Raw genomic sequence first — 19,770 nt, 5'->3', positions numbered from 1 at the left:
TACTAGTGTAGCGCCGTCACCACCGCCCCGACCATCGTCTGCGGACGGTAGCCGAGCTTGGCCGGCGTCAGCCCGAGCCGCACCACCACCAGTTGCTCCGAGGGAATGATGGTCACCGTCTGCCCGTCATGGCCCTCCATCCAATAGGTGTCCTTGGGCAGGCCCGCCGCCACGCCAGCGCCGGGCTTTTTCTCGTCGCCCGGTGCCTCGATCCACAACTGGCCCTTGCCGTAGACTTTCGAGGCCGGCGCCGGCTCCCGCATCCAGTCGACGAAGCCGGCCGGCAGCACCTGGTTCCCGTTCCACACGCCGCCCTGCAGCAGGAACTGGCCGAAGCGCGCCCAGTCATGCGCAGTCGCATAGAGATAGGACGAGCCGACGAAGGTGCCCTGTTCATCGGTCTCGAGCACCGCGCTGTGCATGCCGAGCGGCTCGAACAGCGCCGTTCGTGGCCACGTCAGCGCCTTTCCCTTGTCGCCGATCGCGTCCTGCCAGAGGCGCGACAGCATCACCGCAGTGCCGCTCGAATAGGTAAACACTTTGCCGACCTCGGCCACCAGTGGCTTGGCTTCGGCGAAGCCTGCCATGTCGGGTTCGAGGTAGAGCATGCGCGTGACGTCGGCAACGTCGCCATAGTCCTCGTTGAACTCCAGTCCACTCGACATCGCCATCATGTCGGCAAGGCTGATCGCCGCGCGGCCATCCGCCTTCCATGGCGCGAACAGGCCTTTGTTGTCGACTGCCATCTTGCCGTCCTTGACCAGCGTGCCGACGATAGCGGCGTTCACCGTCTTGGTCATCGACCAGCCGAGCATCGGCGTCTTTGCCGAGAATCCCGCGCCATAGCGCTCGGCAACGACGCGGCCATTCTTGACCACCACCACCGCACGCATGCCGGTGCCGGTCAGCGCCGCATCGTCGAGCAGCTTGGCAATCACCGGGTCCTGTGACGGCTCGACCCGCTCGCCCTCCGGCCACAGCGCGTCCTGGCTGACCGCCGACGGTTCGGCATAGACCGCCGTCCGTCGCGCCTTGCCGACATCGCCATCGGGAACCGAGGCGCAGCCCAGCCCATCACGGGCGACAGCGAGGCTCTTGCCAAGGAAGCCGAGCAGGCCCGCCGAGACCGTTCCCCTGTTCTTGTCCACCGAGACCCGCATCAGCCGCAGCAGCGGGTGCCCAGGCGCCTGCACGTCGACCGCGAGCACCTCATTGGCGTCGCGACCGGCGATGAAGACGTTCGAGCAGACAATCTTGGCCGAATAGCCCGAACCGACACGGATCAATTCCGGCGGTGCGATGTAGAGCCAGGCGAAGAGCGCGGCGATCGCCAGCACGACCAGGCCAAGCAGCCATCTGACGATCTTGGCGACGGTCCGCATTTGTTTCCTCCCAGGCCCCTGCCTGACGCTTATGTCATCGATTTGCCGCCATTGCTTCCGCAAATCGCAGTGCTTGTCGAGCGCCGTCAACCTGATATCAACCATGTTCGGCGATCAATGCATGTCGCCCAAAACTGCATAGCGGTTTTGGGACAACGACATGCACGAGAACGAGGATACCGGGCGATGCTGTGGGGCGATCGCTCGTCGGGGGCCAGACCAAGCGCCGGCCATCAATGCACAGACCCATCAGCGACCGGCTGATTCCGGCTCGGGAGTTGCGATGCGCCGTCTTGCGGGCCTCATCATGCTGACGCTGCTTAGCGCCTGCTCGACGGTGGACGATCTCTCGCCGCTGTCGCCGTCTGCGTCCAGCAGCCCGACGACGGTTGCCGTGCGCGCGCCGCGCTTCGCCGATTCCAAGCCGCATGAATGGGACAGCGGCGCGCCGTGGAACTATGCCGTCCACGGCACCGATGTGTCCAAATATCAGACGTCGGTCGACTGGCCGGCTGCCAAGGCCAGCGGCATCTCCTTCGCCTTCATCAAGGCGACCGAGGGCGGTGACCGCTTCGATGAATATTTCAACGAACACTGGGCCCGCACGAAAGCCGCCGGCGTTCCGCGCGCGGCCTACCACTTCTTCTACTTCTGCACGCCCGCCGCTCAGCAGGCGCGCTGGTTCATCCAGAACGTCCCGGTCGATCGCTCGGCGATGCCGCCAGTCCTCGACATGGAGTGGAACCCGAAGTCGCCAACCTGCAGGTTGCGTCCCGATGCCGCCACGGTGCGCGCGGAGATGACCACCTTCCTCGAAATCGTCGAACGACACTATGGCAAGAAGCCGATCATCTACACCTCGGTCGACTTCTTCGACGACAACCAGCTATCGACTTTCCGCGGCTATCCCTACTGGCTGCGATCCGTCGCCGGCCATCCGCGCGAAAAATACGGCAGTCACCCCTTCACCTTCTGGCAATACACCGGAACCGGCATCGTTCCGGGCATGACCGGCAAGTCCGACATCAACGTCTTCAACGGCAGCGAAGCTGCGTGGAACAAGTGGTTGCGGCAGAACACCCGTTGAGCCCGGTTCAACGGCAACGAAGTCGCCTGGAAAAAGGGGGCTGTGGCAGCACACCCGTCGACCTAGGTTTAACCGCAGCGAAGCAGAGCGGAATAAGGGGCTTCGGCAGAACACCGTTGACACCGGGCCTGCCGCTTGCTTTTCGACACAGCCGGCGGCAAAGAGTGCAACCGGCGGTAATCAAGGGCGTTGGGGCTTCCGAGGGGGGCACGACAAATGCCCTCATTCGTTCGAAAGGAAGCTGATGCGACTGCATTCCCAAGCCCTCGCGGCGCTCTTCTTGTGCGCCACGGCCTTGCCGGCGATGGCGCAGGAATGTGGCGGCGACTTCGAAGCCTGGAAGCAGGGCGTAGTGGCGGAAGCCAAGGCGGCTGGTGTCGGTGCAGTGGGTCTGGACGCGCTGGAGGATGCCACCATCGACGACAAAGTCCTGGCGCGCGACCGCGCCCAGGGCGTCTTCACCCAGACCTTCACCGAATTTTCCAATCGCATGATTTCGGCCTACCGGCTGAAGCAGGGCGCGGCGAACATGAAGAAATACGCCGATGTCTTCGCCCGTGCCGACCAGCAATTCGGCGTCCAGGCACCAATCATCGCCGCCTTCTGGGCGCTGGAGACCGATTTCGGCGCCGTGCAGGGCGATTTCCACACGCTGAGCGCCCTGGTGACGCTTTCCCATGATTGCCGCCGCCCACAACTGTTTCGGCCTCAGCTTGTGCCACTTCTGGAATTGATCGATCGCGGCGTCGTGCCGGCCGATGTCAGGGGTGCCTGGGCCGGTGAGATCGGCCAGACGCAGATCCTGCCTTCCGACTATCTCGCGCGCGGCGTCGACGGCGATGGCGACGGAAAGGTCGACCTGCGCGGCAGCGTGCCGGATGTGATCATGACCACTGCCAACAAGGTGCTGTCGCGTGGCTGGAAACGCGACGAGCCCTGGATCCAGGAAGTCCGCGTGCCCGACGACATGCCGTGGGACCAGACCGGGCGCACCAACAAGCTGCCGCTGACGCAATGGGCGCAATGGGGTGTCACCTACCCCAGCGGCGCCCCGTTGGTCGACAATGGCCTGAAAGCGGGCCTCGCGCTGCCGATGGGCCGTAAGGGGCCAGCCTTCCTCACCTACGACAATTTCGACGTCTATCTCGAATGGAACCAGTCCTTCACCTACGCGCTGACCGCTGCCAACCTCGCCGCCAGGCTGGCGGGCGCGCCACAGTTCGATCCGCGCAATCCCGAGACCGGCCTCAACAACGAGCAACTGAAGGCGCTGCAGACCAGGCTGGAAGCCAGGGGCTACGATGTCGGCACGGTCGACGGCATCCTCGGCACCAACACCCGCGAAGCCATCCGCAAGGAGCAGATGCGCCTTGGCCTGCCTGTGGACGGCTGGCCGACGCCGGAGCTTTTGGCGAGGCTCTAGTGAGTGCGAATTGTAAGTAGTGAATAGAAGGGCTGCTTCTACTCACCACCTCACTAATTCGCCATCGTCTCCAAACTCGCAAACCCTTGCGGCGCGTCGCCTTCGTCGAACGGCGTCGTCACCTCGACGAAGGTGTCGGGGTAAAAGCCGTTGAAGCGGGTCCTGAGCGACAGCGAATAGGCGCCGATATGGCCGATCTCGATCCAGTCGCCGGTGTCGACCGTTTCAGGCAACCAGAACGGCCGCGACAGGATGTCGACGGAATCGCATGTCGCGCCGCAGACCTTGAACGGCACGATGTTCTTTTCCTCCCCATTGCGCGAGCGGATCGCCGGATCGGGGATGAAACGCGCCGGCAGCGTGATCTTGCCGGTCCAGGAGTCCGACAGCGACGCCCAGATGCCGTCATTGATGTAGAGCCGCTTGCCCTTGCGCAAGAGCACCCGCACGATCAGCGACAGGCAGCGCGCCACGATCACCCTGCCCGGCTCGGCCACCAGCGGTATCTGGTCGAATTGGTATTCCTTGAGGTCGCCGGAAAGCCGCGACATGATCTGGCCGAGCGACGGCATCTCGATGTGCTTGCGGTTGGGATCATGCCCATACTCGGCCGGAAAGCCGCCGCCGACATCGAGCCCGGCAATGTCGAAGGTCAGGCGGTTGCGCACCCAGTCGGCCGAGGCCAGCGCCCGCTCATAGGTATCGGGATCCTCGATCTGGCTGCCGACATGGAAACACAGGCCGACCTTGTAGCCAGTGCGGTTCAGCCGCTCCGCCAGCTCGACCGCATAGGCCGGCCCGGCGCCGAACTTCTTCGACAGTTCGTAGGCGGCAAGCCCCTTGGTCTGCACCCGCACGAAAACGGCTATCGCGCCCGGATCGATGTCAAGCGCCCGCACCACCCGTGTCAGCTTTGTGATCTCGTCCTCATGGTCGAGCGAAATGACACGGATGGCGTACTTCTCCAGCGCCAGCTTGATGTCCGACTGCGCCTTGACCGGGTGCATGTAGAGCATCTCGGCATCGGGTGAGACCGCGCGCACGGCGGCGAACTCGCCTGGCGAGGCAACATCGAAAGCAGTGACGCCGGCCTCAACCAGCGCCTTGAGTACGATCGGCTCGCCATTGGTCTTGACCGCATAGGCGGTCTTGCCGGGGAACATGCCCATGAACTGCCTGGCATCCGCCATCAGCACCTGCGGGCGGAAGCAATAGACCGGATCGTCCGGGCGAAGCGCCAGTGCCGCCTCGCGGGCATTCTCGAATCGCTGCATGGACGAATCCTCATGTCGGCTGCGCACAATTAATCCAAGCTAGCGGCTAATGAAAACAATTCTGTGTCTCGTGGCACTGACGCAGCTGCGCTAGGTCCAAGTGGCAGAGTTTGCCATCAGTCAGGTTTCGGGTGGCCCTTGTCGCCAGACCCGATATGCGTTCTGGCTGACCGGCTGGCATTCAGGCCGTCTGGGGAGGACGATTGACATGGCAATGGCCGCGACATCAGCGCCACGCGGGCCGATGGTGCTCAAGGACTGGGGACAACTCCTGCTGCTCGGTGCGATCTGGGGCGGCTCGTTCTTCTTTGCCCGCATCGCGGTGGCGGAACTTCATCCGCTGGTGCTGGTGCTGTTTCGCGTCGCCATCGCGGCGATCGCGCTGCAGCTCTATCTCGCCATTCGCGGCCCGTCCTTCCGCCTCGCGCTTCCCCATGCCGGCCTGTTCTTCCTGCTGGCGTTCACCAACAATGTCATCCCCTTCTCGCTGATCTTCGCCGGCCAGACCCAGCTTGGCGCCGGCGTCGCCTCGGTGCTCAACGCAACGACGCCGTTCTGGACATTGATCCTCGCCAACGCGCTGACATCAGACGAAAAGCTCTCCTGGAACAAGCTGGCCGGCATTGCGCTCGGCGTCGCCGGCACGGCGGTGATGATTGGCCCCGGCCTGCTTGCCGGGCTCGGCGGCCCGGTCTGGGCCAAGTTCGCGCTGATCGGCGCTTCGCTGTCCTATGGCGTGGCGCTGATGGTCGCCCGCCGCTTCAAGGGCGTCCCCTCGCCGGTCATCGCTACCGGACAATTGACCGCCTCGACCATCATCATGATCCCGATCGTGCTCTTCACTTATGGCCCGGCCGGTCTGTTCTCCGCCTCGCCTCCGGTCTGGGCGGCGGTGCTGGCGCTGGCGCTTTTGTCCACCGCCTTCGCCTACATCCTTTATTTCAACCTCGTCGCCTCGGCCGGCGCCACCAATGCCTCGCTGGTCACGCTCATCGTGCCGGCAAGCGCCATGCTGCTCGGCTTCCTGTTCCTCGGCGAACGGCTCGAACTGTTCGAAATCGGCGGCGTGGTGCTGATCGCACTTGGCCTCGTCACCATCGACGGGCGGCTGTTCGGAAGGCGTTAGAGCGCCGCGGTAGCGCTGCCATGACACGATAGTGACACATCGCCGCCACATTTTGTTCACAGGTCTGAAGCGGGTTTTTGCCGAAGAGTTTCAATGCCTAACGGCAAAAGGCGGGTCGCAAATCTGGCAATCACGTCGCAATGCAGCACATTTTTCGCTTGCCTGTGGCACAAATGAACCTAGACTCTCGGACATAGCTCTTTAAGAGGAGGCTATGTCATGGGACTTACGAGGCCTATCAACGCATTGATGATCTGTGCTGCGTTCGCCTTCATCGGAGCCCTCATTATGGGCTTTCTTCCCTGACCCGCCAAGACGGGGAAGACCAGCACCACATAGTCAAAACCATCGAAAAAGGCCGGGTCTTTACCCGGCCTTTTTGCACTTCGGAAGCTCAGAACAGGAAACGCTCTAAGCCGCAGCCGAACCCGTCGCCTCGGCTTCGTGTGAGCGGATGCCGATCATGTGGCAGATGGCAAATACCAGATCGGCTCGGTTCATCGTGTAGAAATGGAAATCCCCGACCCCGCGCTCGACCAGGTCCATGACCTGTTCGGCCGCCACCGCCGACGCCACCAGCGCGTGCGTCTGCGGGTCCCTGTCAAGGCCCTCGAACCGCTCCGCAAGCCAGCCGGGCACATGCGCGCCCGCCCTCGCGGAAAAGTTTGCGACCTGCTTGAAACTGTGAACCGGCTGGATGCCCGGCACGATGGGGATGTAGATGCCGGCGCGGCGGACGCGCTCGACATAGCGCTCGTAGAGATCATTGTCGAAGAAGAACTGGGTGATGGCGCGCGTCGCACCATTGTCGACCTTGCGTTTCAGCATCTCGATGTCGGTGGCGAAATCGGGGCTTTGCGGATGCTTTTCCGGATAGGCCGCGACCGAGATGTCGAAATCCGCGATCTTCTTGAGTCCGGCGACCAGTTCCGCACCATTCTCGTAGCCTCCGGGATGCGGGCGATAGGGTTCGCCGACACCCGAGGCCGGATCGCCGCGCAGCGCCACGAACCGGTTGATGCCGATCGACTTGTAGTCCTGGATGACCGCGTCGACCTCGTCGCGCGTTGCACCGACGCAGGTCAGATGCGCCGCGGCCGGAATACCGGTTTCCGTCAGGATGCGCTTTACCGTGCGGGCGGTGCGCTCACGCGTCGAGCCGCCGGCGCCATAGGTAACCGAGACGAATTTCGGCTTCAGCGGCTCCAGCCGGGTGACCGTGTCCCACAGCCTCGCCTCCATCTCGTCGGTCTTGGGCGGGAAGAACTCGAAGGAAACCCTGACCTTGTCGCCAATGTCGGGGCGGCGGGAAAAGCGGAACTGGTTCATCAGGCAATTTCCCTTATCTGCCTTGTGTCGTTGGAAGGATCGGCGATCAGCAGGCGCCGGTCGCGGCCAAGCCAGAGTTTTACAGTGAGCCTGGCTTCGTTGCCGCCGCGTGGCTCGAACTCCTGGCTGTCTTCGAGATCGAGCCCGGCTTCCGCAAACCAGTCGGCGATCTGCCGGTCGGAAAAGCCGAGCCGCATATGCGCGTGTTCGTCGCGCAGGAATTCCAGCGTGTGCGGCGCGAAGTCGACGATGACCAGCCGCCCGGCGGGCCGCAAAAGCCGCGCCGCCTCGTGGATGGCGCGCGCGGGATCGTCGAGATAGTGCAGCACCTGGTGGATGGTGACGAGATCGAAGGCATCGCGCTCGACCGGCGGCGCGAAGATGTCACCCTGCCGCACCTGAGCATTCGAAACGCCTGCCTTGTCGAGATTGGCACGCGCCACGGTCAGCATCTCGCGCGACATGTCGATGCCGACGCCGCGCCGGTATAGCGGCGAAAAGATTTCGAGCAGGCGCCCGGTGCCGGTGCCGAGGTCCAGCATCGACTGGAACGGCCGCTTGCCGACCAGCTTCAGCATCGCGGCTTCGACGGCGCGGTCCGGCACATGTAGCGATCGGATATGGTCCCAGCTTGCCGCATTCACCGAAAAATACTCGGCTGCCCGGTCCTGCCGCTTGCGTTTGACCGAGCCCAGCCGCTCGAGATCGCGCTCGACCTGCGGGTCGGCGCCGCGAATGCTGGAAACCAGCCCCATGACGAAGCCGCGCGCGGAATCCGCATCAGACAGGCGAAAGAAGGCCCACGACCCTTCCTGGTAGCGGCCGATTAGCCCGGCCTCCAGCAGCAGCTTGAGGTGCCGCGAAACGCGCGGCTGCGATTGACCGAGAATTTCGGTAAGATCGGAAACGGTGAGGTCGCCGCGCGACAACAGTGCCAGTATGCGCAGGCGGCTGGATTCGGCCGCCGCCTTCAATGTGTCCACCATGGTGTCGAGCGAGACATGCATCAGAGTATTCTCTTTGAAAAAGATATAAACATATGTTTATGTCGATTTTCGCATCCTTGCAAGCACTATGTCGCTTCCGGACAAGAAAATGCCGCTTGCGTGATCCCTTGGTGCATGTCGCCCAAAAGTGTGTAGCGGTTTTGGGGCAACGACATGCACGTCCAAAGATGCGAGGGCGCAATGACCGGACCACGTGAGATGTTCGAGGCGCGCGACGGCGAGCAGAAGCTGGAAAACGATCCGGCACTGATGCCGGCCGACGGCGGCATCGTCTTCATCGGCCGCATCACCTCGCCATGGACGACACGGGAGACCTGCCCCAAGAACATGCGCGCCGCGCGCCAGACCGGGCAGCCGGCCGTGGTGACCATCGACGCGCCCTATCGCAGCGGCCTGCAGGGGCTGGAGCGCGCCAGCCACATCATCATCCTGTCCTGGATGCATCATGCGCCGCGGACTCTGATTGTGCAGAAACCTCGCCATGCGGCTGAAGCAAAAGGCGTATTCGGCCTGCGCTCCCCTGCCCGACCGAACCCGGTCGGCCTGCATGTGGCAAAACTCGTCGGGCTCGACATCGGCACCGGCCGCCTCGATCTCGACGCCATCGACGTGCTCGATGGCACGCCGGTCATCGACATAAAACCCTACTTCGCCTCGACCGATGCCTTCGCCGAGGCGACCATTGAAGGGCGCGACGAGCCCAATCGGATTCGGCGATGAAAGCAGCGCCGACCGGCCGTCGCCGCGCCATCGCCAAGGCGCTGACAGCACTGCTGCCGCTGGCGCCCTATGCCGACATGGAGAAGATCCGTGCGGATGCCGGTTCGGTTCACATGAAGACGTTGCCGCCGACCATCGCCGTGTGGTTGGCGACCATTGCCCACATCCGCCACGTGCACACCGACTACGAAAAACTGCTGGGCGAAGGCTATGGCCGCGACTCGGCGCGTTTCTTCGTCATCGAGCAAACCAACATGATGCTTACCCGCTGGCGCGCGACACGGCTGCTTGACGCCGACGACGAGGAGGAATGAGGCAGAGGCCTGTTATTGCCGCGTCAGCACGGCGACCGCATTGTACGGCTGGCCGTCCGCCTGGCCGGTCCATGTCCAGGACAGATTTCCCTTGAAAAACCTGACGGTGATGTTGCCGCCGTCGATGCACTTGTCCCGACCGTAGGTGATGCTCTCATGGTATTCCGCTGATGTCTCGTCCCTGGACGTCTGGGACAGGGATCCGCCGCAGCCAAGTGACGGATAGTCGATCGATGCACCGCCATCGTTGATCGTCATGGCGATCGACCAGTCGGCGCCGGTGGCCCCGGCCGGGCTCTGGTGACCGCTGCCGACCCAGATGCCGCTCAGCGTCGGCGCATTCACCGCGCAAGGCACGTTCTGGAAGATCGGCGTCAATTCGCTGCCGGTTTTCTCGCAGCGATAGATCTGGCCGCTCTGGCAGAGTTCCTCGCCTTCGCGTGCGCATTGGGCACTGGCTTGGCCCGTGGCGGCGAAAATCATCATGGCTGCGATGACGGTCCCGAACCTGCCCATGTCCCCTCCCGGTCACAGCCCGCAACATAGGGCAATTCCAGTCCAATGTATCGGCCGGATCGCCATCGAGGACGAACAGCGCCTGTCGGCTGGCTCTATGCCTTCCGCGTGGCGCCGATAGCCTGCCGATCCCGCCTTGCGCGAGAGGACGCCCCGATGAGCCAGACGATCGCAAGACCGGATGAGAAGCCACTGCCGACGGTCAGCGACCGCCACGTAGACCCGCATTCCTATCCCGACGGCATCGCCTTCCTCGACGGCCAGTACCTGCCGATGTCGCAAGCCAAGGTCTCGGTGTTGGACTGGGGTTTTCTGCATTCCGACGCTACCTACGACACCGTGCATGTCTGGAACGGCCGCTTCTTCCGCCTCGACCTGCATCTCGACCGTTTCTTCAGCGGGCTGGGAAAGCTGCGCATGACGATCCCCTTCGACCGTGAACGCGTGACCGAAATCCTGCACAATTGCGTGGCGTTGTCGGGACATCGCAGCGCCTATGTCGAAATGCTGTGCACGCGCGGCGCCTCGCCGACCTTCAGCCGCGACCCGCGCCAGGCGGTCAACCGCTTCATGGCGTTCGCGGTGCCGTTCGGCTCTGTCGCCAATGCCGAGCAGTTGCAACGCGGCCTGCGTCTCGCCATCAGCGACAAGGTACGTATCCCGCCGGGCTCGATCGATCCGACGATCAAGAACTACCACTGGCTCGATCTGGTGCGCGGCCTCTATGATGCCTATGACCGCGGCGCCGAGACCGCGCTGATTCTCGATTTTAACGGCAATGTCGCCGAGGGCCCGGGCTTCAACGTCTTCTGCGTCAAGAACGGCAAACTGTCGACGCCGGCCATTGGCGTGCTGCCCGGCATCACCCGGCGCACCGTCTTCGATCTCTGCGCCGAACAAGGTCTCGACGCCGTCGCCACCGATGTCAGTGTCGCCGCTTTGCGCGAAGCTGACGAGGTCTTCATCACCTCGACCGCCGGGGGTATCATGCCGGTGACGGAGATCAACGGCGACCGGATCGCGAACGGCAACGTCGGCCCGATCACCAACCGCCTGATGACGCTCTATTGGCAAAAGCACGACGACCCGGCATGGTCGAGCCCGGTGCAATACCCCTGATCAACAAGGCGGTCTGTTCAAAAAGATTTCCTTCGCCTCTGGAAAAGCGCCGGATTGTCCGTATATGCCCAAAAGCGGAGAAGCCTCCGCTTTCACCCGAAATCACGCCCGCAGGGGCAAGGACTCCACATCATGACAAACAAGGTTTGGTTCATCACCGGATCGTCGAAGGGCTTTGGCCGCGTCTGGGCCGAGGCCGCACTCGCCCGTGGCGATCGCGTCGCGGCGACCGCCCGCGATGCCGGCACGCTCGCCGATCTCGTCGAGAAGTACGGCGACAATATCGCCGCGATAAAGCTTGACGTCACCGACAAGAAAGCCGTCGACGCCGCGATAGCCGAGGCGCACAAGCGCTTTGGCCGGCTCGATATCGTCATCAACAATGCCGGCTATGGCCATTTCGGCGCCATCGAGGAAGTCAGCGAACAGGAAGCCCGCGACCAGATCGAAACCAATGTCTTCGGCGCCCTGTGGGTCACCCAGGCCGCACTGCCTATCATGCGGGCGCAGCGTTCCGGCCACATCATCCAGATCTCGTCGATCGGGGGCGTCAATGCCTTTGCCTCGCTCGGCCTCTATCATGCCTCGAAATGGGCGCTGGAGGCCTTCAGCCAGTCGCTCGGCATCGAGGTCGCGGAATTCGGCATCCACGTGACGCTGGTCGAACCGGGCGGCTTCTCCACCGACTGGGCCGGACCGTCGGCCAAGGTCTCCAAGCCGATCGAGGCCTATGCGCCCGCCCGCGCCAAGATGGCCGAGCGCCGCGCCAATTCGGTCGCCGGCGATCCCGAGGCCACCGGACCGGCGATGCTGGCCATTGTCGATGCCGCCGAACCGCCACTGCGCGTGTTCTTCGGCGATGGCGGCCTGCCGATGATCAAGCAGGAATACGCCAACCGCATCGCCACCTGGGAAAAGTGGGACGACGTTTCCATCATGGCGCAGGGCGCGAAGAAGAACCGCAAAGCCTGAGGCCAGTTCGGAGATATCGCTACGCTACGCCGCCTCGGCGGCGTGGCCCCTACCCTATGCGGCCTTTCAATACGGGCGAGAGTCTAGCTCAGATAGATCCACTGCTCGGGCACCCGCACCGATATCTCCTCGCCGGCATTGATCGTTCCCGGCTTCTCGACCCAGGCGACGAGGCCGCGCAGCCGCTTCGCCGATTTCGGGAACAGCAGCGCGCCGGCCTCGATGTCGGCCATCCCGGCATGTTGGGCGATCGATCGGCCGGCGATACGGCAAGGTCCGTTCTGCGCGTCGACCTTGATGGTGACGCCGTCCTTGAAGAACAGCAGCGTGCCGGCCGGCAGCATAGACAGATGCGGCACACCTTCGATCAAAAGATTGGCGCCGATCCACTCCGGCTTGATCTCGGCCAAGCCCATCCGGTCGGCAACGATGGCCAGCTCGTCCGCCGCCACGACGGACAATTGCCGCTCGTTGCGCATTTCGGTGCCGCGCGGATACCAGGGCTCGCGCCCGCCGGAGCGCCGCGTCGCGCCGGCGTGGAAATCACCTGATATGCCATCGAAGCCCTGCCGCAACGCATCGACCGGGCGCGTCTCGAAATGATCAGACGGCGCCAGATAAAGCGCCGCCACCTTGGCGACCAGCTTACGCGCCGGGACGATTTCGACAGGCTTTTCAGCCTCGGGGAAGAGATCCAGCATCGGCTTCATTCCTTGGATGATGCGCCTGTTTTTGCCCTTCGATTGCGAACGCCGCAAGAGCGGTTTGGGCCAAAGTGCGCAACTCTTCGACCGAAGCGCCGTCGCGCGCCTGGATCGACATGCCGTTCATGACGCCGGACAGGTATTTGGCGAAGCCCTCGACGGCGAGGCCTTCCGGCAGGTCACCGATTGCCCGGCCCTTGGCCAGCCGCTCGGCGATCGCCGCTTCACTTGCCTTGCGATAAGCCTTGAGTTCATCCGCAATAGCTTGCGCCTGCGGCGAGGCGGCGAGCGCACCGCTGACGAACAGACAGCCACCCGGCTTGCCGGGTCTGGAATAGGCCTCCGCCGCGCCGAGCAGCAACCGCCGGATCGCCTCCCCCGTCGGCACCGGCGCGCTCAGCGCCTCCAGCGCAAAGCCGATCTCGGTCTGGTGGTAGCGCTTCAGCGCCTTGCGGAACAAAGTCTCCTTGTCGGTGAAGGCGTTGTAGATCTGCGGCGGCGTCAGCCCCATCGCCTCGCGCAGCATGGCCAGCGACGTCGCCTCATAGCCATGCTCCCAAAACAGATGCATCGCCGCATCCAGCGCCCGATCAAGGTCGAAGGCGCGTGGCCGGCCACCCCGATGCTTTTCCAAATTATCCATAGTGATCGATACGAAACCTTTTGACTCGCCTTGTCTGCATAACGTAACAATTGATACGAAACATGGCAAGCCGGAAGAAATGTCCCCCGGCAAGACCATGGAAACCAGCGAAAAAGGAGAGCCAAATGCCAATCACCGTGACCGCGCCCGAAGGCGTACTGACCCCGGCGGGAGAGCGCGAGATCCTGCCGCGCCTCAGCGCCGCCCTCATCGAAGCCTCCGGCGCCACAGGCAATTCGTTCTTCACCGCGATCGTCGGAGGCACAGTCAATATCCTGCCCCTGCATCGCATTTATGCCGGTGGCGCCAATCGGCCGGTCGTCATGGTCGAGCTGAAGTTGCCGAACATCGGCCTCGGTTCGATCGAAGCCCGAAATGCCTTCATCACCGAGGCCGCCGGGATTGTCGCCGCGCTCTGCGTGCCCGGCCACCGGCCTGAAAACACCTGGATCAACATCGTCAATGCGCCCGACGGCGGTTGGGGTATCGGCAGCCGGCAATATTCAGGCGAAGCACTTGTCGCTGCCGCAACCGCCGCCGCGCAGTGATTTCGGCCGCGACGAACAGGAGCGAACCGATGCGGCTCTCCCCTTCGCTGTTCTTCACCACCAATTGCGAGCCGGCACTGGCCTTCTACGAACAGTGCGGTCTTGGCCGGGCGACGATCCTGCTGCGCTGGGGCGACAACACCATGCCGGTGCGGACCGAAGCTATGCGCGGAAAGGTGTTGCATGCGCGATTCGAAGGTCCGGGCGTGCTGTTTCATGCCTCGGACAATGACGATGCCGAGCCGATGAAAGGCTCCGCCCTTTGCTTGGAATTCGACAGCCTGTCGGCGATGCGGGAGCTTTTCGCCCGCATGGCCGCGGGCGGCCGGATCACCGTCCCCCTGGCGCGGCAATATTGGGGAACCAGCTTCGGCATGCTGGTCGACGCCTTTGGCGTGCAATGGATGTTCAGCTGTCCCAATGAATGAGGTCCGGCGCGGATCACGACCTGAAAGTGGAACCAGTCCACGCAACGCCGCATTGCTGCCGCGCCGCGCCGGCTTCATGGTGACGCCAGACCAAGTCTGCGGAGGTTCTCATGCGTCCCGGGACAGCAATCGCGCTGCTTTGGCTGATCTGGGTGGTCACCTGGGCCGCCGCCGCGCTCTGGGCCGACCCTGCCCAGAAACGCGCCGGGTTCAGGGTGGAGGTTCGCTATCGGGTTCTCTGGCTGGTCGGCGCGGCGTTGCTGTTCATTCCAGCGCATGGCTATGAAGGCCGCCTCAGGTTGTGGATGCCTACCATCGCCGAGGCATGGATCTGTGTCGTTCTGATCGCCATCGGCATCGCCTTTGCCTGGTGGGCGCGCCTGCATCTCGGCAGGCTATGGTCAGGCACCATTACCGCCAAGGCCGGGCACCACGTCGTCGACACCGGCCCCTATAGGCTGGTCCGGCATCCGATCTACACCGGACTGCTGGTGGCGATCCTGGCCACAATGGCGGCAAAAGGTACGGTTTGGGGCATTGTCGGAACCGCTTTGCTCATCATCGGCATCGTGACGAAGGCAAAACTCGAGGAACACTTCATGCGCGGCGAACTGGGCAGCGCCTATGACAACTATGCCAGGCAGGTGCCGATGCTGGTGCCGTTCGCGCCAGCCCGATACGGCAGGTAAGCGCCGTTTCAGCCTGATTTTCTTGCCGCACTGCTTTGCTGGAAGTGTTCGACAGCGCCATCGGCGCGCAGCGACTGGAATGGTGGATTCCGGGAACCGCAACGGGGCGCGCTTTGGGGTGCGGGAGCACCGAATGCGCAGGCCGGGTGAATATCGAATGCCCGAGTCTAGAGCATTCTGAGAAGCGCACCACCTATTGAATACCCCGCGCCAAACGCGCAGATCAGGCCGAAATCGCCGGGCTTCATGTCGGCATGGTTCTCCGACAGCGCCACGATGGCGCCGGCGCCCGCCGTGTTGCCCAGCCGCTCCAGCACCATCGGCGCGCGATCGTGGTCGACCTCATGGCCGAACGACAGTTTCAGGATCATGGCGTTCATGCGCGCATTGGCCTGATGCAGCCAGAAGCGCCGGACTGCCTGCGGCGTCAGCCCATGCTCGGCGAGGAATTCGACGATGAACTTGTGCCCGGCGACGGTGACTTCCTTGAACACCTTGTTGCCGACCTGCTTGATCAGGTTTCCCTCCAGATTGATCATGTAGGGGTCATCCTGAGCGGTGCGCGTGTGATAGCCCAGATTGGTGCGGATGTTGTTCGACATCTGCGTCCAGGTACGCGTTTCCAGCACCTCGAAGCGGCCCGGCCGCTTTTCGCCCTGCGCCAGCCCTTCGACCACCATCGACACCGAGGCGTCACCGAAGATGAAATGCGTCTGCCGGTCGCGAAAATTGAGATGGCCGGTGATGATCTCGGGCGTCGTCACCAGAATGCGCTTGTGCGCACCAGACCGCACCAGGTTGACGGCGATGTGCAAGGCAGCAGCAGCCGAAGAGCAACCAAGCCCCATGTCGAATCCGGCGCCCTTGGTGCCAAGCGCCGCCTGCATTTCGATGGCGATCGCCGGATAGGGCCGCTGGTGATGCGAGGCCGAGCAGATCACCAGGTCGATATCGGACGGCTTCAGCCCGGCATGGTCGAGAGCCTTTCGCGCCGAGGCAATGCCGAACTCGGCCTGAAGCGACAGCGCGTCATCGGCCCGTGCCGGAATGCGCGGCGCCATGCGGGTCGGGTCGAGAATGCCTTCGCGCTCGATCACGTGGCGTGTGCGTACGCCCGAGGCGTGGACGATGAAGTCGCTGTCCGATTTCGCCAGCGGCGCCTCGTCGGTGCCCTGGCGGCGCGCGTTCTCCATGTCGACCCAGGCATTGAAGCTGGCGACCAGTTCTTCATTGGTGATCTTGGGTTCGGGGATTTCAACGCCAATGCCGCTGATGATGACGCGATGCATGTGTCCAGTCCGTCCCATCCGCAGGCGTTGCGGGCTTCATGTGGGCGCCGAAACGCTCGGGCGCAACACTTTTCTCACCGAGGCGGTTTACGCCGGCTTAAATCTAACTTCACCAGGCGCACAGCTTGGTGTTGGTCTGCGGGTTGTTCCAGCAGGCGCCGTCGTCGCGACTGCGCACGAACTGTCCCGGCAGCGGCACATTGCGGCGGCCGAGATTGACATAGCCATAGGCAAAGCCCGGCCCGTCGATCTCCAGGACATAGGTCGGGTAGCCCGGCGCCGAGATGCGGAAGCTGCCCGCGTCGTCGATCGCCCTGTATCTGCATGAGAAATAGCCGTCATCGCTGGTATAGCAACGCGCCCGCTTGGCCTCCGCCGAGATCGAGAACGCCAGAAGCACTGCCGCGCACACGCCGCCGCCGAAAAGCATCTTTTTCAGTGTCATCACCCACCCCTGCCACGGGCCATCGTGACCCAACGCGATGAAATGCGCACGGTGAAGAAACCGGGTCAAGCGGCCGCAATTGGCTCGTCGCAACGTGGATAATCAAGCCCGTTTGGCGACGATGAAGATGCGTGGAAAACGCAAAAGCACCTTGCCGTTAGCCGTCTTCGGATAGGCCCTGGCGATCTTGGCCGTGTAGCTGTCGAGGAACATTTTGCGCTCGTCCGCCTCGAGCGGATCGAGGAACGGTTTCAACCCGGTCGATTTCACCCATTCGACGATCGCCTCTGCGTCGGCAAGCGGATGGTTGTAGATGCTGTGCCAGATGTCCAGCCGATCGCTGAGCGGCGACAACAGATCATAATAGAACGAAACCGACGGCAGCGGAGCGCGCGCCGCACCCTTGATCTTGTCGGCAAACGGCATTTCGGCCGCGGTCTCCCGCATCAAGCGGTGCGAGTCCTCGCCCATATTGTCGGGCATCTGAATGGCCAGCGCGCCGCCCGGGGCCAAAAAACCCATCAGCCGCTGGAAGACCGCCGGATGTTGCGGCAGCCACTGGAAGACCGCATTGGCGAAGATCACATCGACCGGCACCCCCGGCTGCCAGTTGGAGGCATCTGCCAGGTCAAAGGTGACGTCAGGCAGGCGCGCCCTCGCCTTCTCGATCATGTCGGGCGACGTGTCGAAGCCGCTCACCTGCGCATCCGGCCAGCGCTCGACAAGCAACTCGGTCGAGTTGCCAGGACCGCATCCGATGTCGACGACCCGGCGCGGGAAATCCACCGGTACCTGCGCCGCGAGATCACGCGCGGGTCGCGTGCGCTCGTCCTCGAATTTCAGATATTGGGCGGCGGACCAATCAGCCATGTGAGCTCCTCATGTCGCTTGAGAATTCGCCGCCCAAAAAACCTTATCGCGTCAGCCTCTTGTAGGTCATGCGGTGCGGGTTGACGGCATCCGGCCCGAGGCGGCGGATCTTGTCCTGCTCGTAATCCTCGAAATTGCCCTCGAACCATTCGACGTGGCTGTCGCCCTCGAAGGCGAGGATGTGCGTCGCCAAGCGGTCGAGGAACATACGATCGTGCGAGATGATGACCGCGCAGCCACCAAAATTTTCCAGCGCGTCTTCGAGTGCCGCCAGCGTTTCCGTATCGAGGTCGTTGGTCGGTTCGTCGAGCAGCAGCACGTTGCCGCCGGTCTTCAGCATCTTTGCCAGGTGCACGCGGTTGCGCTGGCCGCCGGAGAGGTTGCCGACCTTCTGCTGCTGGTCGCCGCCACGGAAGTTGAACGACGCGCAATAGGCGCGCGTGTTGGCTTCGAACTTGCCGAGCTTGACCACTTCGGCGCCGCCGGAAATCTCTTCCCAAACCGTCTTTGACGGATCGAGTGCATCGCGGCTTTGGTCGACATAGCCGAGCTTGACCGTCTCGCCGACGCGGACTGTGCCGGCATCCGGCTTTTCCTGGCCGGTGATCATGCGGAACAGCGTCGTCTTGCCGGCGCCGTTCGGACCGATGACGCCGACGATGCCGCCGGGCGGCAGCTTGAATTCCAGGCCGTCGATCAGCAGCGTGTCGCCAAAACCTTTCGACAGGCTGTCGACCTCGATCACCACGTTGCCGAGCCGCTCGCCATGCGGGATGACGATCTGCGTGTCCGTCGGCCGCCGCTTGTCGGCTGCATCCAGGAGATCCTGGAAGGCCTGGATACGCGCCTTGGACTTGGTCTGGCGGGCCTTGGGGCTCGACTGGATCCACTCGCGCTCGCGGCCGATGGCGCGCTGGCGGGCGTCGTCCTCGCGGCCTTCCTGCTTGAGCCGCTTGGCCTTGGCTTCGAGATACTTGGTGTAGTTGCCCTCATAGGGAATGCCGCGGCCACGGTCGAGTTCCAGGATCCAGCCGGTGACATTGTCGAGGAAGTAGCGATCGTGGGTAATGATCATCACCGCGCCCGGGTAAGCGCGCAGATGCTTTTCCAGCCACGCCGTGGTCTCGGCGTCGAGATGGTTGGTCGGCTCGTCGAGCAGCAGCAGGTCGGGCTGGCGCAGCAAGAGCTGACAGAGCGCGACACGGCGGCGCTCGCCCCCCGACAGCTTGGTGACGTCGGCGTCCTTGGGCGGGCAGCCCAGCGCTTCCATCGCCATCTCGACCTGCTGTTCGAGGTCCCACAGGTTCAGCCGGTCCATCTCGTCCTGGAGCTTGGCCGACTCATCGGCCGTCTCGTCGGAATAGTTCATCATCAGTTCATTGTAGCGTTCGATGATGGCGGTCTTGGCTGCGACGCCTTCCATGATGTTCTCGAACACGGTCTTCTTCGCATCGAGCGCCGGCTCCTGCGCCAAATAGCCGACGGTGGCGCCTTCGGCGAGCCACGCCTCGCCGTTCCACTCCTTGTCGAGCCCGGCCATGATCTTGAGGATCGTCGACTTGCCGGCGCCGTTGGGGCCGAGAATGCCGATCTTGGCATCTGGATAGAAGGACAGATGGATGTTCTCGAGCACCTTCTTGGTGCCATAGGCCTTGTTGAGGCCGGCCATGTGATAGATGAACTGGCGTGCCACGCGCGCTTTCCCTGAAAAACTGACTGGCCCAGAGAAACTGACTGGATTTGTCAAATTGAATGGAGGTTGGCCGCTATGTAGGCGATGCGGCGGCGAACGGCAATCGCTTTTGCCGCTTCTGGCCGGTCACACGCGGAAGTGTCCGCCAGGCCTGAAGTTTTCCGCCGGCCGCCGGGCGCGATGAAAGCTCCG

The 19,770-nt window shown here is 63.3% G+C and carries 21 protein-coding genes; 10 read left to right on the top strand and 11 right to left on the bottom strand.

Annotated elements, in window-relative coordinates; genetic code table 11:
- Positions 1 to 2: 2 nt before the first annotated feature.
- Complete coding sequence (locus AC1DYW_RS16900) at positions 3 to 1,382, bottom strand: serine hydrolase domain-containing protein (RefSeq protein ID WP_477226976.1); 1,380 nt, start codon at positions 1,380 to 1,382, stop codon at positions 3 to 5.
- A 283-nt stretch (positions 1,383 to 1,665) separates the two neighbouring features.
- On the opposite strand from AC1DYW_RS16900, the gene AC1DYW_RS16895 reads away from it, so the two are divergent.
- Both AC1DYW_RS16895 and AC1DYW_RS16890 read left to right on the top strand, forming a co-directional pair.
- Positions 1,666 to 2,469 carry a glycoside hydrolase family 25 protein gene (locus tag AC1DYW_RS16895; protein ID WP_457150356.1) on the top strand — a complete coding sequence of 268 codons (804 nt, stop codon included), beginning with the start codon at positions 1,666 to 1,668 and terminating at the stop codon, positions 2,467 to 2,469.
- Positions 2,470 to 2,713: 244 nt separating this feature from the next.
- Positions 2,714 to 3,892, top strand: coding sequence for a lytic murein transglycosylase (locus tag AC1DYW_RS16890; RefSeq protein WP_477226975.1), 1,179 nt, complete (start codon positions 2,714 to 2,716; stop codon positions 3,890 to 3,892).
- Between the two features lie 53 nt (positions 3,893 to 3,945).
- Here the strand turns inward: AC1DYW_RS16890 and AC1DYW_RS16885 are convergent, their stop codons facing one another.
- Positions 3,946 to 5,166, bottom strand: coding sequence for an alanine racemase (locus AC1DYW_RS16885; RefSeq protein WP_095086875.1), 1,221 nt, complete (start codon positions 5,164 to 5,166; stop codon positions 3,946 to 3,948).
- Positions 5,167 to 5,374: 208 nt separating this feature from the next.
- On the opposite strand from AC1DYW_RS16885, the gene AC1DYW_RS16880 reads away from it, so the two are divergent.
- Positions 5,375 to 6,292 (top strand): DMT family transporter, encoded by a 918-nt coding sequence (locus tag AC1DYW_RS16880; RefSeq protein WP_477226974.1) that lies wholly within the window; start codon positions 5,375 to 5,377, stop codon positions 6,290 to 6,292.
- A 411-nt stretch (positions 6,293 to 6,703) separates the two neighbouring features.
- On the opposite strand, the gene metF is transcribed toward AC1DYW_RS16880, so the two are convergent.
- Both metF and AC1DYW_RS16870 read right to left on the bottom strand, forming a co-directional pair.
- On the bottom strand, positions 6,704 to 7,621 hold the full coding sequence (gene metF / locus AC1DYW_RS16875; RefSeq protein ID WP_095086870.1) for a methylenetetrahydrofolate reductase [NAD(P)H]: 918 nt from the start codon (positions 7,619 to 7,621) through the stop codon (positions 6,704 to 6,706).
- Complete coding sequence (locus AC1DYW_RS16870) at positions 7,621 to 8,628, bottom strand: ArsR/SmtB family transcription factor (protein ID WP_095086868.1); 1,008 nt, start codon at positions 8,626 to 8,628, stop codon at positions 7,621 to 7,623. Before AC1DYW_RS16870 ends, metF begins: the two co-directional genes overlap by 1 nt.
- 180 nt (positions 8,629 to 8,808) lie before the next feature.
- Here AC1DYW_RS16870 and tsaA point away from each other — a divergent pair, with 180 nt between their 5' ends.
- Complete coding sequence (gene tsaA, locus AC1DYW_RS16865) at positions 8,809 to 9,348, top strand: tRNA (N6-threonylcarbamoyladenosine(37)-N6)-methyltransferase TrmO (RefSeq protein ID WP_477226973.1); 540 nt, start codon at positions 8,809 to 8,811, stop codon at positions 9,346 to 9,348.
- Positions 9,345 to 9,662, top strand: a complete 318-nt coding sequence (locus tag AC1DYW_RS16860; protein WP_477226972.1) for a DUF2293 domain-containing protein — start codon at positions 9,345 to 9,347, stop codon at positions 9,660 to 9,662. Before tsaA ends, AC1DYW_RS16860 begins: the two co-directional genes overlap by 4 nt.
- Before the next feature lie 12 nt (positions 9,663 to 9,674).
- Here the strand turns inward: AC1DYW_RS16860 and AC1DYW_RS16855 are convergent, their stop codons facing one another.
- Entirely contained in the window at positions 9,675 to 10,178 is a 504-nt protein-coding gene (locus AC1DYW_RS16855; protein WP_477226971.1) for a hypothetical protein, read from the bottom strand.
- Positions 10,179 to 10,334: 156 nt separating this feature from the next.
- Here AC1DYW_RS16855 and AC1DYW_RS16850 point away from each other — a divergent pair, with 156 nt between their 5' ends.
- Positions 10,335 to 11,297 carry a D-amino acid aminotransferase gene (locus AC1DYW_RS16850; protein WP_477226970.1) on the top strand — a complete coding sequence of 321 codons (963 nt, stop codon included), beginning with the start codon at positions 10,335 to 10,337 and terminating at the stop codon, positions 11,295 to 11,297.
- A gap of 132 nt (positions 11,298 to 11,429) precedes the next feature.
- Positions 11,430 to 12,269 (top strand): SDR family oxidoreductase, encoded by an 840-nt coding sequence (locus tag AC1DYW_RS16845; protein ID WP_095086855.1) that lies wholly within the window; start codon positions 11,430 to 11,432, stop codon positions 12,267 to 12,269.
- Positions 12,270 to 12,352: 83 nt separating this feature from the next.
- Here the strand turns inward: AC1DYW_RS16845 and AC1DYW_RS16840 are convergent, their stop codons facing one another.
- Both AC1DYW_RS16840 and AC1DYW_RS16835 read right to left on the bottom strand, forming a co-directional pair.
- Positions 12,353 to 12,970, bottom strand: a complete 618-nt coding sequence (locus AC1DYW_RS16840) for an MOSC domain-containing protein (RefSeq protein WP_477226969.1) — start codon at positions 12,968 to 12,970, stop codon at positions 12,353 to 12,355.
- Positions 12,945 to 13,544 carry a TetR/AcrR family transcriptional regulator gene (locus tag AC1DYW_RS16835; RefSeq protein WP_477226968.1) on the bottom strand — a complete coding sequence of 200 codons (600 nt, stop codon included), beginning with the start codon at positions 13,542 to 13,544 and terminating at the stop codon, positions 12,945 to 12,947. The genes AC1DYW_RS16840 and AC1DYW_RS16835 overlap by 26 nt, the downstream gene beginning before the upstream one ends.
- A 197-nt stretch (positions 13,545 to 13,741) precedes the next feature.
- On the opposite strand from AC1DYW_RS16835, the gene AC1DYW_RS16830 reads away from it, so the two are divergent.
- From AC1DYW_RS16830 to AC1DYW_RS16820, 3 genes are all read left to right on the top strand, one after another.
- Positions 13,742 to 14,164 (top strand): tautomerase family protein, encoded by a 423-nt coding sequence (locus AC1DYW_RS16830; RefSeq protein WP_457151695.1) that lies wholly within the window; start codon positions 13,742 to 13,744, stop codon positions 14,162 to 14,164.
- Between the two features lie 29 nt (positions 14,165 to 14,193).
- Entirely contained in the window at positions 14,194 to 14,592 is a 399-nt protein-coding gene (locus AC1DYW_RS16825; protein WP_457151696.1) for a VOC family protein, read from the top strand.
- A 110-nt stretch (positions 14,593 to 14,702) separates the two neighbouring features.
- Complete coding sequence (locus AC1DYW_RS16820) at positions 14,703 to 15,281, top strand: methyltransferase family protein (RefSeq protein WP_477226967.1); 579 nt, start codon at positions 14,703 to 14,705, stop codon at positions 15,279 to 15,281.
- A 167-nt stretch (positions 15,282 to 15,448) separates the two neighbouring features.
- Here the strand turns inward: AC1DYW_RS16820 and AC1DYW_RS16815 are convergent, their stop codons facing one another.
- The 4 genes from AC1DYW_RS16815 to ettA all read right to left on the bottom strand — a co-directional run bounded on the left by AC1DYW_RS16815 (position 15,449) and on the right by ettA (position 19,578).
- Positions 15,449 to 16,570 carry a beta-ketoacyl-ACP synthase III gene (locus AC1DYW_RS16815; protein ID WP_095086841.1) on the bottom strand — a complete coding sequence of 374 codons (1,122 nt, stop codon included), beginning with the start codon at positions 16,568 to 16,570 and terminating at the stop codon, positions 15,449 to 15,451.
- 109 nt (positions 16,571 to 16,679) lie between these two features.
- Entirely contained in the window at positions 16,680 to 17,015 is a 336-nt protein-coding gene (locus tag AC1DYW_RS16810) for a hypothetical protein (RefSeq protein WP_457151698.1), read from the bottom strand.
- Between the two features lie 102 nt (positions 17,016 to 17,117).
- The gene (tam, locus tag AC1DYW_RS16805) at positions 17,118 to 17,885 is read right to left on the bottom strand and encodes a trans-aconitate 2-methyltransferase (RefSeq protein WP_457151699.1); all 768 of its coding nucleotides are present in this window, start codon (positions 17,883 to 17,885) and stop codon (positions 17,118 to 17,120) included.
- Positions 17,886 to 17,928: 43 nt separating this feature from the next.
- On the bottom strand, positions 17,929 to 19,578 hold the full coding sequence (gene ettA / locus AC1DYW_RS16800; RefSeq protein WP_457151700.1) for an energy-dependent translational throttle protein EttA: 1,650 nt from the start codon (positions 19,576 to 19,578) through the stop codon (positions 17,929 to 17,931).
- Positions 19,579 to 19,770 lie beyond the last annotated feature (192 nt).

The organism is Mesorhizobium sp. P2_D5 (assembly GCF_056404355.1).
The sequence above is the reverse complement of the archived record's forward strand: the minus strand, read 5'-3'. Positions and strand labels throughout refer to the sequence as shown.

Excerpts from the sequence above, each read along its gene's own strand:
- AC1DYW_RS16900 (WP_477226976.1), bottom strand. The coding sequence starts at position 1,382 with ATGCGGACCGTCGCCAAGATCGTCAGATGGCTGCTTGGCCTGGTCGTG.
- AC1DYW_RS16895 (WP_457150356.1), top strand. The coding sequence starts at position 1,666 with ATGCGCCGTCTTGCGGGCCTCATCATGCTGACGCTGCTTAGCGCCTGC.
- AC1DYW_RS16890 (WP_477226975.1), top strand. The coding sequence starts at position 2,714 with ATGCGACTGCATTCCCAAGCCCTCGCGGCGCTCTTCTTGTGCGCCACG.
- AC1DYW_RS16885 (WP_095086875.1), bottom strand. The coding sequence starts at position 5,166 with ATGCAGCGATTCGAGAATGCCCGCGAGGCGGCACTGGCGCTTCGCCCG.
- AC1DYW_RS16880 (WP_477226974.1), top strand. The coding sequence starts at position 5,375 with ATGGCAATGGCCGCGACATCAGCGCCACGCGGGCCGATGGTGCTCAAG.
- metF (WP_095086870.1), bottom strand. The coding sequence starts at position 7,621 with ATGAACCAGTTCCGCTTTTCCCGCCGCCCCGACATTGGCGACAAGGTC.
- AC1DYW_RS16870 (WP_095086868.1), bottom strand. The coding sequence starts at position 8,628 with ATGCATGTCTCGCTCGACACCATGGTGGACACATTGAAGGCGGCGGCC.
- tsaA (WP_477226973.1), top strand. The coding sequence starts at position 8,809 with ATGACCGGACCACGTGAGATGTTCGAGGCGCGCGACGGCGAGCAGAAG.
- AC1DYW_RS16860 (WP_477226972.1), top strand. The coding sequence starts at position 9,345 with ATGAAAGCAGCGCCGACCGGCCGTCGCCGCGCCATCGCCAAGGCGCTG.
- AC1DYW_RS16855 (WP_477226971.1), bottom strand. The coding sequence starts at position 10,178 with ATGGGCAGGTTCGGGACCGTCATCGCAGCCATGATGATTTTCGCCGCC.
- AC1DYW_RS16850 (WP_477226970.1), top strand. The coding sequence starts at position 10,335 with ATGAGCCAGACGATCGCAAGACCGGATGAGAAGCCACTGCCGACGGTC.
- AC1DYW_RS16845 (WP_095086855.1), top strand. The coding sequence starts at position 11,430 with ATGACAAACAAGGTTTGGTTCATCACCGGATCGTCGAAGGGCTTTGGC.
- AC1DYW_RS16840 (WP_477226969.1), bottom strand. The coding sequence starts at position 12,970 with ATGCTGGATCTCTTCCCCGAGGCTGAAAAGCCTGTCGAAATCGTCCCG.
- AC1DYW_RS16835 (WP_477226968.1), bottom strand. The coding sequence starts at position 13,544 with ATGCATCTGTTTTGGGAGCATGGCTATGAGGCGACGTCGCTGGCCATG.
- AC1DYW_RS16830 (WP_457151695.1), top strand. The coding sequence starts at position 13,742 with ATGCCAATCACCGTGACCGCGCCCGAAGGCGTACTGACCCCGGCGGGA.
- AC1DYW_RS16825 (WP_457151696.1), top strand. The coding sequence starts at position 14,194 with ATGCGGCTCTCCCCTTCGCTGTTCTTCACCACCAATTGCGAGCCGGCA.
- AC1DYW_RS16820 (WP_477226967.1), top strand. The coding sequence starts at position 14,703 with ATGCGTCCCGGGACAGCAATCGCGCTGCTTTGGCTGATCTGGGTGGTC.
- AC1DYW_RS16815 (WP_095086841.1), bottom strand. The coding sequence starts at position 16,570 with ATGCATCGCGTCATCATCAGCGGCATTGGCGTTGAAATCCCCGAACCC.
- AC1DYW_RS16810 (WP_457151698.1), bottom strand. The coding sequence starts at position 17,015 with ATGACACTGAAAAAGATGCTTTTCGGCGGCGGCGTGTGCGCGGCAGTG.
- tam (WP_457151699.1), bottom strand. The coding sequence starts at position 17,885 with ATGGCTGATTGGTCCGCCGCCCAATATCTGAAATTCGAGGACGAGCGC.